Source organism: Pseudomonas sp. XP2, assembly GCF_053557975.1.
The window spans coordinates 123,508-141,604 of sequence record NZ_JBNRIK010000002.1; the positions used below are offsets into that span (position 1 = coordinate 123,508).

The 18,097-nt window shown below is 58.5% G+C and carries 17 protein-coding genes; 13 read left to right on the forward strand and 4 right to left on the reverse strand.

The window, feature by feature from the left end:
- Nucleotides 1-86 precede the first annotated feature (86 nt).
- From gyrB to dnaA, 4 genes are read right to left on the reverse strand one after another with little or no spacing between them, the layout of a single operon-like run.
- A complete protein-coding gene (gene gyrB, locus ACK1VC_RS03420; RefSeq protein WP_016489923.1) occupies nucleotides 87-2,507 on the reverse strand; it encodes a DNA topoisomerase (ATP-hydrolyzing) subunit B in 2,421 nt (806 codons plus the stop codon).
- 4 nt (nucleotides 2,508-2,511) lie between these two features.
- Nucleotides 2,512-3,615, reverse strand: coding sequence for a DNA replication/repair protein RecF (recF, locus tag ACK1VC_RS03425; RefSeq protein ID WP_191087120.1), 1,104 nt, complete (start codon nucleotides 3,613-3,615; stop codon nucleotides 2,512-2,514).
- A 15-nt stretch (nucleotides 3,616-3,630) separates the two neighbouring features.
- Entirely contained in the window at nucleotides 3,631-4,734 is a 1,104-nt protein-coding gene (dnaN, locus tag ACK1VC_RS03430) for a DNA polymerase III subunit beta (RefSeq protein ID WP_016489921.1), read from the reverse strand.
- A gap of 40 nt (nucleotides 4,735-4,774) precedes the next feature.
- On the reverse strand, nucleotides 4,775-6,319 hold the full coding sequence (gene dnaA, locus ACK1VC_RS03435) for a chromosomal replication initiator protein DnaA (RefSeq protein WP_016489920.1): 1,545 nt from the start codon (nucleotides 6,317-6,319) through the stop codon (nucleotides 4,775-4,777).
- A 596-nt stretch (nucleotides 6,320-6,915) separates the two neighbouring features.
- Between dnaA and rpmH the strand changes: the two genes are divergently transcribed.
- From rpmH to ACK1VC_RS03500, 13 genes are all read left to right on the forward strand, one after another.
- Nucleotides 6,916-7,050, forward strand: coding sequence for a 50S ribosomal protein L34 (gene rpmH / locus ACK1VC_RS03440; protein ID WP_003253163.1), 135 nt, complete (start codon nucleotides 6,916-6,918; stop codon nucleotides 7,048-7,050).
- A 13-nt stretch (nucleotides 7,051-7,063) separates the two neighbouring features.
- Nucleotides 7,064-7,468: a ribonuclease P protein component gene (rnpA, locus tag ACK1VC_RS03445; protein WP_016489919.1), complete on the forward strand. Its 405-nt coding sequence runs from the start codon at nucleotides 7,064-7,066 to the stop codon at nucleotides 7,466-7,468.
- Complete coding sequence (gene yidD, locus ACK1VC_RS03450; RefSeq protein WP_015268406.1) at nucleotides 7,461-7,706, forward strand: membrane protein insertion efficiency factor YidD; 246 nt, start codon at nucleotides 7,461-7,463, stop codon at nucleotides 7,704-7,706. Before rnpA ends, yidD begins: the two co-directional genes overlap by 8 nt.
- A gap of 2 nt (nucleotides 7,707-7,708) precedes the next feature.
- Nucleotides 7,709-9,391, forward strand: coding sequence for a membrane protein insertase YidC (gene yidC / locus ACK1VC_RS03455; protein ID WP_016502301.1), 1,683 nt, complete (start codon nucleotides 7,709-7,711; stop codon nucleotides 9,389-9,391).
- A gap of 88 nt (nucleotides 9,392-9,479) precedes the next feature.
- On the forward strand, nucleotides 9,480-10,850 hold the full coding sequence (mnmE, locus tag ACK1VC_RS03460) for a tRNA uridine-5-carboxymethylaminomethyl(34) synthesis GTPase MnmE (RefSeq protein ID WP_016489917.1): 1,371 nt from the start codon (nucleotides 9,480-9,482) through the stop codon (nucleotides 10,848-10,850).
- 634 nt (nucleotides 10,851-11,484) lie between these two features.
- Nucleotides 11,485-13,377: a tRNA uridine-5-carboxymethylaminomethyl(34) synthesis enzyme MnmG gene (gene mnmG / locus ACK1VC_RS03465; RefSeq protein WP_191087119.1), complete on the forward strand. Its 1,893-nt coding sequence runs from the start codon at nucleotides 11,485-11,487 to the stop codon at nucleotides 13,375-13,377.
- Nucleotides 13,374-14,024, forward strand: a complete 651-nt coding sequence (gene rsmG / locus ACK1VC_RS03470; RefSeq protein WP_016489915.1) for a 16S rRNA (guanine(527)-N(7))-methyltransferase RsmG — start codon at nucleotides 13,374-13,376, stop codon at nucleotides 14,022-14,024. Before mnmG ends, rsmG begins: the two co-directional genes overlap by 4 nt.
- A gap of 18 nt (nucleotides 14,025-14,042) precedes the next feature.
- Nucleotides 14,043-14,834, forward strand: coding sequence for a ParA family protein (locus ACK1VC_RS03475; RefSeq protein ID WP_016489914.1), 792 nt, complete (start codon nucleotides 14,043-14,045; stop codon nucleotides 14,832-14,834).
- Between the two features lie 9 nt (nucleotides 14,835-14,843).
- Complete coding sequence (locus tag ACK1VC_RS03480) at nucleotides 14,844-15,716, forward strand: ParB/RepB/Spo0J family partition protein (protein ID WP_016489913.1); 873 nt, start codon at nucleotides 14,844-14,846, stop codon at nucleotides 15,714-15,716.
- 148 nt (nucleotides 15,717-15,864) lie between these two features.
- Complete coding sequence (locus ACK1VC_RS03485; RefSeq protein WP_449117849.1) at nucleotides 15,865-16,272, forward strand: F0F1 ATP synthase subunit I; 408 nt, start codon at nucleotides 15,865-15,867, stop codon at nucleotides 16,270-16,272.
- A gap of 16 nt (nucleotides 16,273-16,288) precedes the next feature.
- Entirely contained in the window at nucleotides 16,289-17,158 is an 870-nt protein-coding gene (atpB, locus tag ACK1VC_RS03490) for a F0F1 ATP synthase subunit A (RefSeq protein ID WP_016489912.1), read from the forward strand.
- Between the two features lie 144 nt (nucleotides 17,159-17,302).
- Nucleotides 17,303-17,560 carry a F0F1 ATP synthase subunit C gene (atpE, locus tag ACK1VC_RS03495; protein ID WP_003097235.1) on the forward strand — a complete coding sequence of 86 codons (258 nt, stop codon included), beginning with the start codon at nucleotides 17,303-17,305 and terminating at the stop codon, nucleotides 17,558-17,560.
- A 56-nt stretch (nucleotides 17,561-17,616) separates the two neighbouring features.
- Nucleotides 17,617-18,087 carry a F0F1 ATP synthase subunit B gene (locus ACK1VC_RS03500; protein ID WP_003253189.1) on the forward strand — a complete coding sequence of 157 codons (471 nt, stop codon included), beginning with the start codon at nucleotides 17,617-17,619 and terminating at the stop codon, nucleotides 18,085-18,087.
- The last annotated feature ends 10 nt before the right edge of the window (nucleotides 18,088-18,097 follow it).

Consider the following 18,097-nt stretch of genomic DNA (forward strand, 5'->3'; position numbering starts at 1 on the left):
GATGGTGACCGACAGGGGCCATGGTTGAAGCCCGGCCGGTCATCTATTTGTGAAAGCGTGCAGCTTTTCTGTGAACCTACACCTGATCAGAAGTCCAGGTTCGACACAGACAGCGCGTTGCTTTCGATGAACTCACGACGCGGCTCGACTGCATCACCCATCAAGGTGTTGAAGATCTGGTCAGCAGCGATCGCATCTTCAATCGTGACTTTGAGCATACGGCGAACGGTCGGGTCCATGGTGGTTTCCCACAGCTGGTCCGGGTTCATCTCACCCAGCCCTTTGTATCGCTGGATGGTGTGACGCTTGGTGGTCTCATTCATCAGCCAGTCCAGGCCTTCCTTGAACTCGACGATTGCCTTGCGGCGTTCACCACGTTGTACATAAGCGCCTTCACCCAACAGGCTGGAAAGCTTGGCACCAATGTTGACGACGGTCCGGTAGTCATTGCTGCCGAAGAAGTCACGGTTGAACGTGATATAGCTAGCCAGGCCGTGGGAGGTGATTTCCACTTCCGGCAGCCATACATTGCGCTCTTTATCTTCACGCAGGCTGGCGTTGTATGCCAGGCCAGACTTCTGGCTAGAGTTCAGACGCCCCTGAAGCTTGGCCAGCCAGGCCTGCATCACCGCGTGGTCACCCAACTGCTCCAGAGTCACCTCAGGCAGGTAAACGAAGTGCTCGGTCAGCTCTTCCGGGTACAGACGCGACAGGCGCTTGAGGGTCTTCATGACACTACGGAACTCGTTCACTAGGCTTTCCAGTTGCACACCAGAAACCGCTGGGGCTGACTCGTCCAGGTGCAGGCTTGCGTCTTCCAGGGCCGACTGGGTCATGTATTCTTCCATGGCCTCGTCGTCCTTGATGTACTGCTCCTGCTTACCTTTTTTCACTTTGTACAGTGGCGGCTGGGCAATGTAGATGTAGCCGCGCTCGACCAGTTCCGGCAACTGACGGAAGAAGAAGGTCAGCAGCAGAGTACGGATGTGCGAACCGTCAACGTCAGCATCGGTCATGATGATGATGTTGTGATAACGCAGCTTGTCGATGTTGTACTCTTCGCGGCCGATACCGCAGCCAAGCGCAGTGATCAGGGTGCCCACTTCCTGGGACGAGATCATCTTGTCGAAGCGTGCTTTCTCGACGTTGAGGATTTTACCCTTCAGCGGCAAGATCGCCTGGGTGCGACGGTTACGACCTTGCTTGGCCGACCCCCCTGCGGAGTCACCCTCCACCAGGTACAGTTCGGAAAGGGCAGGGTCCTTCTCTTGGCAGTCCGCCAACTTTCCTGGCAGGCCAGCGATATCCAGCGCACCTTTGCGGCGAGTCATCTCACGGGCTTTACGCGCCGCTTCACGCGCACGAGCGGCGTCGATCATCTTGCCAACGACGGCCTTGGCCTCGTTCGGGTTCTCCAGCAGGAAGTCGGAGAAGTATTTGTTCATCTCTTGTTCCACGGCGGTTTTCACCTCCGAGGAGACCAGTTTGTCTTTGGTCTGCGAGCTGAACTTAGGGTCCGGTACCTTTACCGAGATGATTGCGGTCAGGCCTTCACGGGCGTCGTCACCCGTGGTCGCCACCTTGTTCTTCTTGGCCAGGCCTTCCTGTTCGATGTAGCTGTTCAGGCTACGGGTCAGCGAAGAACGGAAGCCCACCAAGTGGGTACCACCGTCGCGCTGTGGAATGTTGTTGGTGAAGCACAGCAGGTTTTCGTTGAAGCTGTCGTTCCACTGGAGAGCCACTTCAACACCCACGCCATCGTCACGCTGAACGTTGAAGTGGAATACCTGGGAGTTGACCGGCGTCTTGTTGGTGTTCAGGTACTCGACGAACGCGCGCAGGCCGCCTTCGTATTTGAAGAACTCCTCCTTACCGCTGCGCTCATCCTTCAGCAAAATACCAACGCCCGAGTTGAGGAATGACAACTCGCGGATACGTTTGGCCAGGATATCCCAGCTGAAGTGGATATTCTTGAACGTTTCAGCCGACGGCTTGAAGTGGATGTGGGTACCGGTGGTTTCGCTTTCACCGACTACCGCCATTGGCGCTTGTGGAACGCCATGAACGTAGGTCTGTTCCCAGATCTTGCCGCTACGGCGAACCGTCAGTACGAGCTTCTCGGACAGGGCGTTTACAACAGAAACACCCACGCCGTGCAGGCCGCCGGATACCTTGTAAGAGTTATCGTCGAACTTACCGCCGGCGTGCAGTACGGTCATGATGACCTCGGCTGCGGAAACGCCTTCTTCTTTGTGCACATCCACCGGAATGCCGCGACCGTTGTCGCGCACGCTGATGGATTCGTCCGGGTGGATGATGACCGTGATGTCATCGCAGTGACCGGCGAGGGCTTCGTCGATCGAGTTGTCGACCACCTCGAAGACCATGTGGTGCAGGCCGCTACCATCATCGGTGTCGCCAATGTACATGCCGGGACGCTTGCGTACGGCATCCAAACCTTTCAGCACTTTGATGCTGGAGGAGTCGTACGTTTGATTTTCGCTCATGCCTTCACTCCCGATGGTCGTGGGTCTGGGTGATACGGCCTTGTTCCACGTGGAACAAAGCAACTGGCGTTTCCGTCTGCCAGCCTTCCCTCAGTAATTCGTGATCTACACAGGTGATGAACACCTGGCAGCGTAATTCTTCTAGCAAGCGACACAGCGCGCGGCGATGCTTGTCGTCCAGCTCGGACGGCAAGTCATCCACGAGATAAATACAGTTACCGCGACGCGCCTGACTGACGAGGTGGCCTTGGGCGATGCGCAACGCGCACACCACAAGCTTTTGTTGACCACGCGACAGGATGTCGGCCGCGTTATTGGCAGCCAGGCGAAGACGCAGATCAGCACGCTGCGGACCGGCCTGGGTATGGCCCATCTGCTGATCGCGAAGGAGAGAGGATGCGAGTACTTCTTGCAGTTCCCGGTCCTTGTCCCAGCCTCGGTAGTAGCTCAGGGTCAACCCGTCCAGCTCGACCAGTTCGCTCAGGGTTCGCTCGAAGACGGGCTTCAAGGCCTTGATGTAGTTGCGACGGTATTCATCTATTTCCGCACTGGCCAGGCACAATTCCCGGTCCCAGGCGGCTTGCGAAGCTGCGTCAAGTGTACCATGACGCAACCATGAGTTCCGCTGCCGCAGCGCCTTCTGCAGCCGTTGCCAGGCTGGCAAAAAGCGAGGTTCCACGTGGAACACCCCCCAATCCAGAAACTGGCGGCGTATTTTCGGCGCACCTTCCAACAGCCGGAAACTGTCTGGGTTGATGAGCTGCAGCGGTAACAGTTCCGCCAGCTGGGCGGCGCTGCGTGCGTTCTGCCCATCGATGCGAATGGTGAATTCTCCCTGCCGCTCTCGGGAAACACCCAGGTTACTGGTGCCACCTTCAGTCAACTGCACTTCACCAAACACGGAACAGGCAGGCTGTTCGTACTGGATGACCGGATTCAGGCGGGTGCTGCGAAATGAGCGCGCCAGCCCAAGCAGGTGCACGGCCTCAAGCACGCTGGTCTTGCCGCTGCCGTTGGCGCCGTAAAGGATATTGATGCGGGGGGAGGGCGAGAGTGTCACCGGGTGCAAGTTGCGCACCGCGGTGACCATGATCCGTCGAAGGGACATTGCGCCTGCTACAGGTTACAGACGCATCGGCATGACAACGTAGGAAGAATCGTCATTGCCAGCTTCCTGCAGCAGCGCACTGCTGTTGGAGTCGGACAGGATCAGACGAACTTGCTCAGTAGTCATCACGCCCAGCACGTCGAGCAGGTAGCTGACGTTAAAGCCGATTTCCAACGAGCTACCTTCGTAGTCCACGCTGATCTCTTCTTCAGCTTCTTCCTGCTCGGGGTTGTTGGCCTGGATCTTCAGTTGGCCAGCAGCCAGTTGCAGGCGAATACCGCGGTACTTTTCGTTGGAAAGAATCGCAGTACGGCTGAAGGCTTCACGCAGCGCCTGGCGGTCGCCCACCACCACCTTGTCGCCACCCTTGGGCAGCACACGCTCGTAGTCCGGGAACTTGCCATCCACCAGCTTGGAGGTGAAGGTGAATTCACCGGTAGTGGCGCGAATATGGTGTTGGCCCAAAACAATGCTGACCATGCCTTCAGGGTCGGTCAGCAGACGCGCCAACTCCAGAATACCTTTGCGTGGCACGATGACCTGATGGCGATCTTCCTGCTCGATCGGCGCGGTCATGGAGCACAGCGCCAAGCGGTGGCCGTCAGTGGAGACTGCGCGCAGGGTGTTACGTGAAACCTCCAGCAGCATGCCGTTGAGGTAATAACGCACATCCTGCTGGGCCATGGCGAAGCTGGTGCGCTCGATCAAACGGCGCAGCTTGCTCTGTTCCAGGTTACAGGTCAGCGAGCCCGGGCCTTCTTCCACAGTCGGGAAGTCATTGGCTGGCAGGGTCGACAGGGTGAAGCGGCTGCGGCCGGCCTTGACCAACAGTTTCTGCTCGTCGACCTTGATATCGATCAGGGCGTCGTTCGGCAGGCTTTTACAAATGTCCATCAGCTTGCGCGCCGGCACAGTGATTTCGCCAGGCTCGGCCGGCTCTTCCAGTTGTACGCGGCCTACCAGCTCGACTTCCAGGTCGGTACCGGTCAACGACAGTTGCTGGCCTTGTACGACCAGCAATACGTTGGACAGGACCGGCAAGGTCTGACGGCGCTCTACGACACCGGCGACCAGTTGCAGGGGTTTCAACAGGGCTTCGCGTTGAATGGTGAAATGCATGGTCTAGTCCCTTGCCTTCAATTAGCTGCGCAGACGGCCATCAGGTCGTCAGCGTCCGCAGCAGGTTCTTGTAGTCCTCGCGGATGTCCGCGTCGGATTCCTTCAATTCGTTGATCTTGCGGCAGGCGTGCAGCACGGTCGTGTGGTCGCGACCACCGAACATGTCGCCGATTTCCGGCAGGCTGTGGTTGGTCAGCTCCTTGGACAGGGCCATGGCCACCTGACGTGGACGCGCGACAGAACGCGAACGACGCTTGGACAACAGATCAGAGATCTTGATCTTGTAGTACTCGGCAACGGTGCGCTGAATGTTATCCACACTGACCAGTTTATCTTGCAGCGCCAGCAGGTCTTTCAGCGACTCACGGATCAGCTCGATGGTGATATCGCGGCCCATGAAGTGCGAGTGGGCAATCACCCGCTTCAGCGCACCTTCCAGCTCACGCACGTTCGAGCGAATGCGCTGGGCAATGAAGAACGCCGCATCATGTGGCAGCTCGACCTTGGCCTGGTCGGCCTTCTTCATCAGGATCGCTACGCGAGTCTCCAGCTCTGGAGGCTCGACAGCCACGGTCAGCCCCCAACCAAAGCGCGATTTCAGGCGCTCTTCCAGGCCTTCGATCTCCTTGGGGTAACGGTCAGAGGTAAGGATTACCTGCTGGCCGCCCTCAAGCAGGGCGTTGAAAGTGTGGAAAAACTCTTCCTGCGAGCGCTCTTTGCGGGCAAAGAACTGAATATCGTCGATCAGCAACGCATCCACCGAACGGTAGAAGCGCTTGAATTCGTTGATGGCGTTGAGCTGCAGCGCCTTGACCATGTCTGCAACGAAGCGCTCCGAGTGCAGGTACACGACCTTGGCGTTCGGATTCTTCCTCAGCAGGTGGTTACCCACAGCATGCATAAGGTGGGTTTTACCCAAGCCAACGCCGCCATAAAGGAACAGCGGGTTATAGCCATGCTTGGGGTTATCAGCCACCTGCCAGGCAGCCGCGCGCGCCAACTGGTTCGACTTACCTTCGACGAAGGTGTCGAAGGTGAAGGTGCGGTTCAGGTAGCTGGTGTGCTTGAGCGCACCTTCCACCTGTACGGTGCGCTGTTCGGTCCGGGCATTGGCGGCTGGCGGCGAAACGGGCTCGGCCATGGCATCGAAGCTGTCACGCGAGGACGGCTCTGCCAGTTCATTGACCAGCACAGGCTCGTTGGCCGTTACCGCAACGGGTTCGACCGCTGCCGCTACCGGCACAGGCTTTTGTACCTGGCTCTGCGAGCGGGTCTGCGCCAGCGAAGCGGCCACCGCGGCGCTGACAGGCGCGTTGGGCGCGGCGCGTGGGGCCGAGCTGCGGCGGCTGCCTATTAATAAGGAAAGGGCAGGCGCAATGCCGCTGCCGTTTTCACCCAATAGCTCGAGCAAGCGGCCCAGGTACTTTTCATTGACCCAATCGAGAACGAAACGGTTAGGCGCATAAACGCGCAACTCGTCGCCTTCGGCTTCGACCTGTAGCGGACGGATCCAGGTGTTGAATTGCTGGGCAGGCAGTTCATCGCGCAGAAGCTCCACGCACTGCTGCCAAAGTTCCACTGACACGGATATCCCCTGAGTTTGAAAGCCGGATGAGGCAAAAGCAAACCGCCATTGTACCGGTCGAGCGTTCAGTTATCCACATGTGGACACGTTAGGAACCATGACAAAACAGCCATTTATCGACCAAAAAGGCTTTGCCTCACTGTGCATAAGCTCTGTGGATAAGCGACCATGAGGGCTATGCACAACCCTGGGCTCAAATCTGTTGATAACTCTGCTGTGGATAAGCGGCATTTTAATCCACAGGTTTCGACCACGATGAAAACAAGCGCAGCACGGGATGAGAACAAGGTTTTGAAACTCTGTACAGCGCGTGATTACTGGCCTACAGGATGTTATCCACAGAAGGTTATCCACCTAAGATTTATAAGTTATTCAGAAAAGCTTTTTATATGTCTCTTCTTTTTTTTCATGTTGTCCCCGATTCGTGTGTCCGATCAACCACCCTCTGGAGGATGACCGAGCAGGCACCGTCCATCACACGCCCTATAGGGAATAGCTGGTTGGAAATTGACCTATGGGCTTGCTTTCTCTAGAATCGCCGGTCTCTTAAAAAGGGGGCCATCCCGGCCCGTCGTCGACAAACCAGGTAACACGCCATGAAACGTACTTTCCAACCAAGCACCATCAAGCGCGCCCGCACCCACGGTTTCCGTGCCCGTATGGCTACCAAGAACGGCCGTGCTGTTCTGTCGCGTCGTCGTGCCAAAGGCCGTAAGCGTCTGGCCATTTGATTTTTCGGCACAGGTGGTGAGTCAGGACTTCAGTCGGGAAAAGCGACTGCTTACACCCCGACACTTCAAAGCGGTCTTCGACTCCCCAACCGGCAAGGTTCCAGGGAAAAACCTGCTGATCCTTGCTCGCGAGAACGGTCTCGATCACCCACGTCTAGGCCTGGTGATTGGCAAGAAGAGCGTCAAGCTCGCCGTTCAACGCAACCGCCTCAAGCGCTTGATGCGCGATTCCTTTCGTCTGAACCAGCAATTGCTTGCCGGGTTGGACATCGTGATCGTCGCGCGCAAGGGATTGGGTGAGGTAGAAAACCCGGAATTGCACCAACACTTTGGCAAACTCTGGAAACGCCTGGCACGTAGCCGGCCGACCCCAGCAGTCACCGCCAATTCCGTAGGGGTAGACAGCCAAGATGCGTAAACTGGCGCTCGTTCCGATCCAGTTTTACCGTTACGCCATTAGTCCTCTGATGGCCAATCACTGTCGTTTTTTCCCCAGTTGCTCCTGTTACGCGTATGAAGCCATCGAAAACCATGGCCTCTGGCGTGGTGGGTGGCTGGCCGTTCGTCGCCTGGGGCGTTGTCATCCGTGGAATGACGGCGGTTTCGACCCCGTTCCCCCCGCTCCTTCCTCCCGAACTTCTTCGATAGCCGAGTAATCATGGATATTAAACGCACGATCCTGATCGCCGCGCTGGCAGTCGTGTCCTACGTCATGGTCCTGAAGTGGAACGATGACTACGGTCAGGCTGCCCTGCCGACTCAGAATACTGCTGCCAGCACTGTTGCTCCGGGTTTGCCTGATGGCGTGCCGGCTGGTAACAACGGCGCCAGCGCCGATGTACCAAGCGCCAACGCCGAATCGAGCCCCGCCGAACTGGCACCGGTTGCACTCAGCAAGGACCTGATCCGAGTCAAGACCGACGTCCTGGAACTGGCTATCGATCCGGTCGGTGGTGACATTGTCCAGTTGAACCTGCCGAAGTACCCGCGCCGTCAAGACCACCCGAACATTCCATTCCAGTTGTTCGACAACGGTGGTGAGCGCGTTTACCTGGCACAAAGCGGCCTGACCGGTGCCAACGGCCCGGATGCCCGCGCCAGCGGCCGTCCGCTGTATGCCGCCGAACAGAAAAGCTACCAGTTGGCCGACGGCCAGGAACAACTGGTGGTCGATCTGAAGTTCAGCGACAACGGTGTCAACTACATCAAGCGCTTCAGCTTCAAGCGCGGTGAGTACGACCTGAACGTCAGCTACCTGATCGACAACCAGAGCGACCAGGCCTGGAGCGGCAACATGTTTGCCCAGCTCAAGCGCGACGCCAGCGGCGATCCGTCCTCGAGCACTGCCACTGGCACTGCCACCTACCTGGGCGCAGCCCTGTGGACAGCTTCCGAGCCTTACAAAAAGGTCTCGATGAAGGACATCGACAAAGGTAGTTTGAAAGAAAATGTGTCCGGCGGCTGGGTTGCCTGGCTGCAGCACTACTTCGTGACCGCCTGGATTCCGGCCAAGTCGGACAACAACGTTGTCCAGACTCGCAAGGACAGCCAGGGCAACTACATCATCGGCTACACCGGCCCAGCCCTCAGCGTCCCTGCTGGTGGCAAGGTCGAAACCAGCGCCATGCTGTACGCCGGCCCGAAGATCCAGTCCAAGCTCAAAGAGTTGTCCCCAGGCCTGGAACTGACCGTCGACTACGGCTTCCTGTGGTTCATCGCCCAGCCGATCTTCTGGCTGCTGCAACATATCCACAGCCTGCTGGGTAACTGGGGCTGGTCGATCATCGTGCTGACCATGCTGATCAAAGGCCTGTTCTTCCCGCTGTCGGCTGCCAGCTACCGCTCCATGGCGCGCATGCGTGCTGTGGCGCCCAAGCTCGCTGCGCTGAAGGAACGCTTCGGTGACGATCGCCAGAAGATGTCCCAGGCGATGATGGAGCTGTACAAGAAAGAGAAGATCAACCCGCTGGGCGGCTGCCTGCCGATCCTGGTACAGATGCCGGTATTCCTGGCCCTCTACTGGGTACTGCTGGAAAGCGTGGAAATGCGCCAGGCCCCATGGATGCTGTGGATTACCGACCTGTCGATCAAGGATCCGTTCTTCATCCTGCCGATCATCATGGGCGCCACCATGTTCATCCAGCAGCGCCTGAACCCGACGCCGCCGGATCCGATGCAGGCCAAGGTGATGAAAATGATGCCGATCATCTTCACCTTCTTCTTCCTGTGGTTCCCGGCTGGTCTGGTGCTGTACTGGGTTGTGAACAACTGCCTGTCGATTTCGCAGCAGTGGTACATCACTCGCCGTATCGAAGCAGCCACCAAAAAAGCTGCTGCTTGACGGGCTAGTACGCTAGCCTGTGAATAAAAAACGCCCCCTAGTGGGGCGTTTTTGCTATCTGTCGTTTTTGTCGTAGAGGCTTTCGAGCATGAACACTGTGCGTGAAACCATCGCCGCCATCGCTACCGCCCAAGGCCGCGGTGGTGTGGGTATTGTCAGGTTGTCCGGCCCTTTGGCTGGCAAGGCCGGGCAGTTGATCACCGGTCGTACGCTGACCCCTCGCCATGCCCATTACGGCCCGTTCCGCGACGATGAAGGGCTGGTGCTTGACGAGGGGATTGCGTTGTTCTTCCCTGGGCCGAACTCGTTCACCGGCGAAGATGTGCTTGAACTGCAGGGCCACGGTGGCCCGGTGGTCCTGGACATGCTGCTGCAGCGCTGTGTACAAGTTGGCTGTCGCCTGGCCCGCCCAGGTGAATTCAGCGAACGCGCGTTCCTCAACGACAAGCTCGACCTGGCCCAGGCCGAAGCCATTGCCGACCTGATCGAGGCCAGCTCCAGTCAGGCGGCACGCAACGCCCTGCGCTCACTGCAAGGGGAATTCTCCAAGCGTGTGCACAGCCTGACCGAGGCGCTGATCGCCCTGCGCATCTACGTCGAGGCAGCAATCGACTTCCCCGAAGAGGAGATCGACTTCCTCGCCGATGGCCACGTCCTGTCGATGCTCGATGCAGTGCGCGGCGAGTTATCCACCGTGCAACGTGAGGCCGGGCAGGGTGCCTTGCTGCGTGACGGCATGACTGTGGTCATCGCCGGGCGGCCGAATGCCGGCAAGTCGAGCCTGCTGAACCAGCTGGCTGGCCGCGAAGCGGCCATTGTCACCGATATCGCCGGCACCACCCGGGACATCCTGCGCGAACATATCCACATCGACGGCATGCCGCTGCACGTGGTCGATACTGCCGGGTTGCGTGACACCGACGATCATGTGGAAAAGATCGGCGTAGAACGCGCCCTGAAGGCCATTGGCGAGGCTGATCGTGTGTTGCTGGTGGTCGACTCCACTGCGCCCGAGGCCAGCGACCCGTTCGCCTTGTGGCCCGAGTTTCTCGCTCAGCGGCCGGACCCGGCCAAGGTCACGCTGATTCGCAACAAAGCCGACCTGAGTGGTGAGCGGGTAGCGCTGGAACAGTGCGAGGATGGCCATGTGACCATTACTCTCAGCGCCAAGGGCGACGACACAGGGTTGCAACTGCTACGTGACCATCTGAAGGCCTGCATGGGTTACGAACAGACCTCAGAGAGCGGTTTCAGCGCCCGCAGGCGCCATTTGGATGCTTTGCGCCAGGCCAGCGAGCACCTGGAGCATGGCCGTGCTCAGCTGACATTGGCGGGCGCAGGGGAGCTTCTGGCTGAGGATTTGCGCCAGGCACAGCATGCGCTGGGGGAAATCACAGGAGCATTCAGCTCGGATGACCTGCTGGGGCGGATTTTCTCCAGCTTCTGCATCGGCAAGTAATCCACAGCCCGGCAAGACCAAGCGCCGCTCCTTCGGGAGCGGCTTTTTTTTGCCTGAAATTCGTTGCAGGAGATGACCTCGGCCAGGCGAACGAAGCACTTGTGGGGAGCGCGCATGCCCGTGAAGAGGCCATTACAAGCCTGAACCTCTGTGGATATAACCCCCCTTTAGCGGGCTTGCCCGCTCCACCTGGACCCTCTCTGGTCGCTGGCTCGACAAAATTTTCCTGCTCAGCCTGAAATGTGTACTCAGGAGCCCTGTGGAAAACTCCCCTTCAGCTCAGTTGATAAACAGGCTTTTTTTCTGAGGACAAACCCGCCTGTGGGTAAAAGGCCATTTAATCCACAGGCTAAATGACGTTATCCATAGCCCTCATGGCACTCCAGACACAGGGTTTAATTTCTCTCTACACAGCGATATTCAAGGGATAGAAAGCTTTATCCACAGATATCGTTGTGCATAAGAATAAACATAAAAACAAAGCTTTTATAAATTTCTTCTTGTTGATTTCTGTTGTCTGCCACTCATCCACAGACTGGTCAAAATTTGCTCAGACGGTTTCTTTAAAGGGGGTGAAGTCCCTATACTTGTCGGCTTACCTTCTCTATTCGCAAAAACAGGCACGAGGTGCGTGGTGGATTTCCCTTCCCGTTTTGAAGTGATCGTCATCGGCGGCGGCCATGCCGGTACCGAGGCTGCGCTTGCGTCCGCACGCATGGGTGTGAAAACCCTGCTGCTGACCCATAACGTGGAAACCCTCGGTCACATGAGCTGCAACCCCGCCATCGGCGGTATTGGCAAAAGCCATTTGGTCAAAGAGATCGATGCCCTTGGCGGCGCCATGGCAATGGCTACCGACAAGAGCGGCATCCAGTTCCGCGTTCTGAACAACCGCAAGGGCCCGGCGGTACGTGCCACCCGTGCACAGGCCGACCGCGCCATTTACAAGGCGGTCGTGCGTGAAATCCTGGAAAATCAGCCGAACCTGTGGATATTCCAGCAGTCCTGCGACGACCTGATCGTCGAGCAGGATCAGGTCAAGGGCGTGGTTACCCAGATGGGTTTGCGTTTCTTCGCAGAATCCGTAGTACTGACCACCGGCACCTTCCTGGGCGGGCTTATCCACATTGGCCTGCAAAACCATTCCGGTGGTCGCGCCGGTGATCCGCCTTCGATCGCCCTGGCCCACCGCATGCGTGAACTGCCGCTGCGCGTCGGCCGCCTGAAAACCGGGACGCCGCCACGCATCGATGGCCGCTCGGTGGACTTCTCGGTGATGACCGAACAGCCAGGTGATACGCCGATCCCGGTCATGTCGTTCATGGGCAATGCCCAGATGCACCCACGGCAGGTGAGCTGCTGGATTACCCACACCAATGCGCGTACCCACGAGATCATCGCCTCGAACCTTGACCGCTCGCCGATGTACTCGGGCGTAATCGAAGGCGTCGGTCCGCGCTATTGCCCATCGATCGAAGACAAGATCCACCGCTTCGCCGACAAGGAAAGCCATCAGGTGTTCATCGAGCCGGAAGGCCTGAACACCCATGAGCTGTACCCCAACGGTATTTCCACTTCGCTGCCGTTCGACGTGCAGCTGGAGCTGGTGCGTTCGATCCGCGGCATGGAAAATGCCCACATCGTCCGCCCGGGTTACGCAATCGAGTACGACTACTTCGACCCGCGTGACCTCAAGTACAGCCTCGAGACCAAAGTCATCGGCGGCCTGTTCTTCGCCGGGCAGATCAACGGCACCACCGGTTACGAAGAAGCCGGTGCCCAGGGCCTGCTGGCCGGGACCAACGCCGCATTGCGCGCACAGGGCCGCGACAGCTGGTGCCCGCGCCGCGACGAGGCGTACATCGGTGTGCTGGTCGACGACCTGATCACCCTGGGTACCCAGGAGCCGTACCGCATGTTCACTTCGCGCGCCGAGTACCGCCTGATCCTGCGCGAAGACAACGCCGACCTGCGTCTGACCGAGAAAGGCCGTGAACTGGGCCTGATCGACGACCAGCGCTGGGCCGCTTTCTGCGCCAAGCGTGACGGCATCGAGCGTGAGGAACAGCGCCTGAAGTCGACCTGGGTTCGGCCGAACACCGACCAAGGCCAGGCCATTGTGGATAAGTTCGGCACGCCACTCAGCCACGAGTACAGCCTGCTCAACCTGCTGGCGCGCCCGGAGATCGACTACGCGGGGCTGATCGAGGCGACCGGCGGTGAAGCGATCGATCCACAGGTCGCCGAGCAGGTCGAGATCCGCATCAAGTACGCGGGCTACATCGACCGCCAGCAGGATGAAATCGCTCGCTTGCGCGCCAGTGAAGACACCCGTCTGCCTGTGGATATCGACTATTCGACGATTTCTGGCTTGTCCAAAGAGATCCAGGGCAAGCTTGGCCAGACCCGCCCGGAAACCCTGGGCCAGGCTTCGCGCATTCCCGGCGTGACCCCGGCGGCGATTTCCCTGTTGCTGATTTACTTGAAAAAACGCGGCGCTGGCCGCGAATTGGAGCAAAGCGCTTGAGTTCCCTGGTCACCCCGCAACACGCTGAAGAGTTGTCCACAGGTGCGCGCCAGCTTGGTGTAGAGCTGAGCGCAGAGCATCACGAGAAATTGCTCGGCTACCTGGCCCTGTTGATCAAATGGAACAAAGCCTACAACCTCACTGCTGTGCGCGACCCGGACGAGATGGTGTCGCGCCATCTGCTCGACAGCCTGAGCGTCATGCCGTTTATCCACAGCGAGTGTCAAAACTGGCTGGATGTCGGCAGCGGCGGTGGCATGCCGGGTATCCCGTTGGCTATCCTGCATCCGCACAAGCGCGTGACGGTGTTGGACGCCAACGGCAAGAAGACCCGCTTCCTCACCCAGGTGAAAATGGAACTCAAACTGGACAACCTCACGGTTATCCACAGCAGGGTCGAAGCCTTTCAGCCGGCTCAGCCGTTCGACGGAATCATCTCCCGCGCCTTCAGCAGCATGGAGAACTTCACCAACTGGACCCGCCATCTGGGCGACACCGGGACGCAATGGCTTGCAATGAAGGGGCTGCATCCTGCCGATGAACTGGTAGCATTGCCCGCAGACTTCACAGTGGAAAGCGAACAGGCCCTGACCGTTCCGGGTTGCCAGGGCCAGCGCCATCTGCTGATACTGCGCCGCAAGGCATGACTGGGAACACGCGCATCAATGGCTAAGGTATTCGCAATCGCGAACCAGAAAGGTGGTGTAGGCAAGACCACCACCTGTATCAATCTCGCCGCCTCGCTGGCCGCGACCAAGCGTCGTGTCCTGCTGATCGACCTCGATCCGCAGGGCAACGCCACCATGGGCAGCGGCGTGGACAAGCACGAGCTCGAGCACTCGGTCTACGACCTGCTGATCGGGGAGTGCGACCTGGCTCAGGCCATGCATTACTCCGAGCACGGCGGGTTCCAGTTGCTGCCGGCCAACCGCGACCTGACCGCCGCCGAGGTGGTGCTGCTGGAAATGCAGGTCAAGGAAAGCCGTCTGCGTAACGCCCTGGCGCCAATCCGCGAGAACTACGACTTCATCCTCATCGACTGCCCGCCGTCGCTGTCGATGCTCACGCTAAACGCCCTGGTCGCTTCCGATGGCGTGATCATCCCCATGCAGTGCGAGTACTACGCACTGGAAGGTCTTAGCGACCTTGTGGATAACATCAAGCGCATCGCCGCCCGGTTGAATCCGGAGCTGAAGATCGAGGGCCTGTTGCGGACCATGTACGATCCTCGCCTGAGCCTGAACAATGATGTTTCGGCGCAGCTGAAAGAACACTTTGGCCCGCAGCTGTACGACACGGTCATTCCGCGCAACATTCGCCTAGCCGAGGCCCCCAGCTTTGGCATGCCGGCCCTGGCTTACGACAAGCAATCGCGCGGCGCGCTGGCTTACCTGGCCCTGGCGGGGGAACTGGTTCGCCGTCAACGCCGTCAATCACGCACTGCACAGACAACTTAAGGAATCCGTATGGCCGTCAAGAAACGGGGTCTCGGACGTGGGTTGGATGCACTGCTCAGTGGTCCTTCCGTCAGCGCGCTCGAAGAGCAGGCTGTGAAGATCGACCAGAAAGAACTGCAACACCTGCCGGTCGAGCTGATTCAGCGTGGCAAGTACCAGCCACGTCGGGACATGGATCCGCAGGCGCTGGAAGAGCTCGCGCACTCGATTCGCAGCCATGGCGTGATGCAACCGATCGTGGTCCGCCCGATTGGCGACAACCGCTATGAGATCATCGCCGGTGAGCGCCGCTGGCGCGCGACCCAGCAGGCTGGCCTGGACACGATTCCGGCCATGGTCCGCGAAGTGCCCGATGAAGCCGCCATTGCCATGGCGCTGATCGAGAACATCCAGCGCGAAGACCTCAACCCGTTGGAAGAGGCCATGGCCCTGCAGCGTCTGCAGCAGGAATTCGAACTTACCCAGCAACAGGTGGCCGATGCCGTCGGCAAGTCGCGGGTAACCGTGGCCAACCTGCTGCGCCTGATCACCTTGCCTGAGGCGATCAAGACCATGCTCGCCCACGGCGACCTGGAGATGGGGCACGCACGCGCATTGCTCGGCCTGGACGAGAATCGTCAGGAGGAGGGGGCGCGTCATGTTGTCGCACGTGGCCTCACTGTGCGCCAAACCGAGGCACTGGTTCGTCAGTGGCTCAGTGACAAGCCTGATCCGGTCGAACCGAGCAAACCTGATCCGGATATCGCACGCCTTGAACAGCGGCTCGCAGAGCGCCTGGGCTCGGCCGTTCAGATCCGTCATGGCAACAAGGGCAAGGGGCAGTTGGTTATTCGTTACAACTCGCTTGACGAGTTGCAAGGCGTGCTTGCTCACATCCGCTGAAACAATTCCTGTTGTAGCGCGCAGTCGGAAATCACTACGAAGAGTTGAATAGGGGTTAATCCACCCCTATACTCTGCGCGCATTTTGTCGGCACAAATTATGCCAAGTCATAGCTGACTTGTTGGTCGACTTCCGAGGAGCAGTTGTGATGGAAATCCGCACGCCAAACCGCCTGCCTTTCCATCGCTGGGCGGTTTTTCCGGTACTGCTGGCTCAATTCGTCGTACTGCTGCTGGCAACCCTGGTGTTGTGGCAGTGGAAAGGGGCGGTCAGTGGATATTCAGGCCTTTGCGGAGGTTTGATTGCGTGGCTGCCCAATGTGTATTTCGCCTGGAATGCTTTTCGCTTCAGCGGAGCTCGGGCAGCACAAGCCATCGTCAAGTCGTTTTACGCTGGCGAGGCAGGCAAGATGATTTTGACGGCAGTGCTTTTTGCACTGACCTTCGCAGGAGTGAAGCCACTGGCGCCGTTAGCAGTATTCGGCGTCTTCGTGTTGACCCTTTTGGTCAGCTGGTTCGCGCCCCTGCTGATGAATAAAAGACTTTCGAGACCTTAGGGCGTTTGAGGCAACCATGGCAGCAGAAACCGCTTCGGGCTATATCCAGCACCACTTGCAGAACCTGACCTACGGTCAACTACCAGACGGCAGCTGGGGCTTTGCCCATTCGGCTGCAGAAGCCAAGGCAATGGGCTTCTGGGCGTTCCACCTGGACACCCTGGGTTGGTCCGTCGCGCTGGGTCTGATCTTCCTGTTCATTTTCCGCATGGCGGCAAAGAAGGCGACTTCCGGCCAGCCTGGCGGTCTGCAGAACTTCGTGGAAGTGATGGTCGATTTCGTCAACGGCAGCGTGAAGGACTCCTTCCACGGCCGTAGCCCGGTAATCGCACCGCTGGCGCTGACCATCTTCGTCTGGGTATTCCTGATGAACGCCGTCGACCTGGTACCGGTCGACTGGATTCCTCAGCTGGCCATCCTGATCTCCGGTGATCCGCACATTCCGTTCCGCGCCGTGTCGACCACCGACCCGAACGCGACCCTGGCCATGGCCTTCAGCGTGTTTGCCCTGATCATCTTCTACAGCATCAAGGTCAAGGGCCTGGGCGGCTTCATCGGTGAGCTGACCCTGCACCCGTTCGGCAGCAAGAACATCTTCGTGCAGATCCTGCTGATTCCGGTCAACTTCCTGCTGGAATTCGTCACCCTGATCGCCAAGCCGATCTCGCTGGCACTGCGTCTGTTCGGCAACATGTATGCCGGCGAACTGGTGTTCATCCTGATCGCTGTGATGTTCGGCTCCGGCCTGCTGTGGCTCAGCGGCCTGGGTGTGGTGCTGCAATGGGCGTGGGCTGTGTTCCACATCCTGATCATCACCCTGCAAGCTTTCATCTTCATGATGCTGACCATCGTCTACCTGTCGATGGCGCACGAAGATAACCATTAAGACCGCCTGGCGTGTCTGATAGCCTTCCCCGCCCGTTCGGGGGGAGGGCTTAAAAAGTCCGCAAGGGCATGCTGTACCAAACGATTTGTTTTACCGCTTCAAACTAAAAACCTAACCAATACGACGTAAAAGTCGGGAGGAAAGATGGAAACTGTAGTTGGTCTGACCGCTATCGCTGTTGCTCTGCTGATCGGCCTGGGTGCTCTGGGTACCGCCATTGGTTTCGGCCTGCTGGGCGGCAAATTCCTGGAAGGCGCTGCTCGTCAACCAGAAATGGTTCCGATGCTGCAGGTTAAAATGTTCATCGTTGCCGGTCTGCTCGACGCCGTAACCATGATCGGTGTTGGTATCGCTCTGTTCTTCACCTTCGCGAATCCGTTCGTTGGTCAGATCGCCGGCTAATCACTCGTCACCACGAGTTGATGGCTGTATGAATTAAGACCGAGCGAGGTGTTGGCGTGAACATTAATGCAACCCTGATTGGCCAATCCGTTGCTTTCCTGATTTTTGTACTCTTCTGCATGAAGTATGTATGGCCTCCGGTCATCACTGCCCTGCAAGAGCGCCAAAAGAAGATTGCCGACGGCTTGGACGCTGCCAACCGCGCAGCTCGCGACCTGGAGCTGGCCCAAGAGAAAGCGGGCCAGCAACTGCGTGAAGCTAAAGCCCAGGCAGCCGAAATCATTGAGCAAAGCAAGAAACGCGCTGCTCAGCTTGTCGAGGAAGCCCGTGAACAGGCCCGCGTCGAAGCTGACCGTGTGAAGGCTCAGGCTCTGGCCGAGATCGAACAGGAACTGAACAGCGCTAAAGACGCCCTGCGTGCCCAAGTGGGTGCTCTGGCCGTTGGCGGTGCTGAAAAGATCCTTGGCGCCACAATCGATCAAAACGCGCATGCGGAGCTGGTTAACAAACTGGCCGCTGAAATTTAAGCGAGGGCGA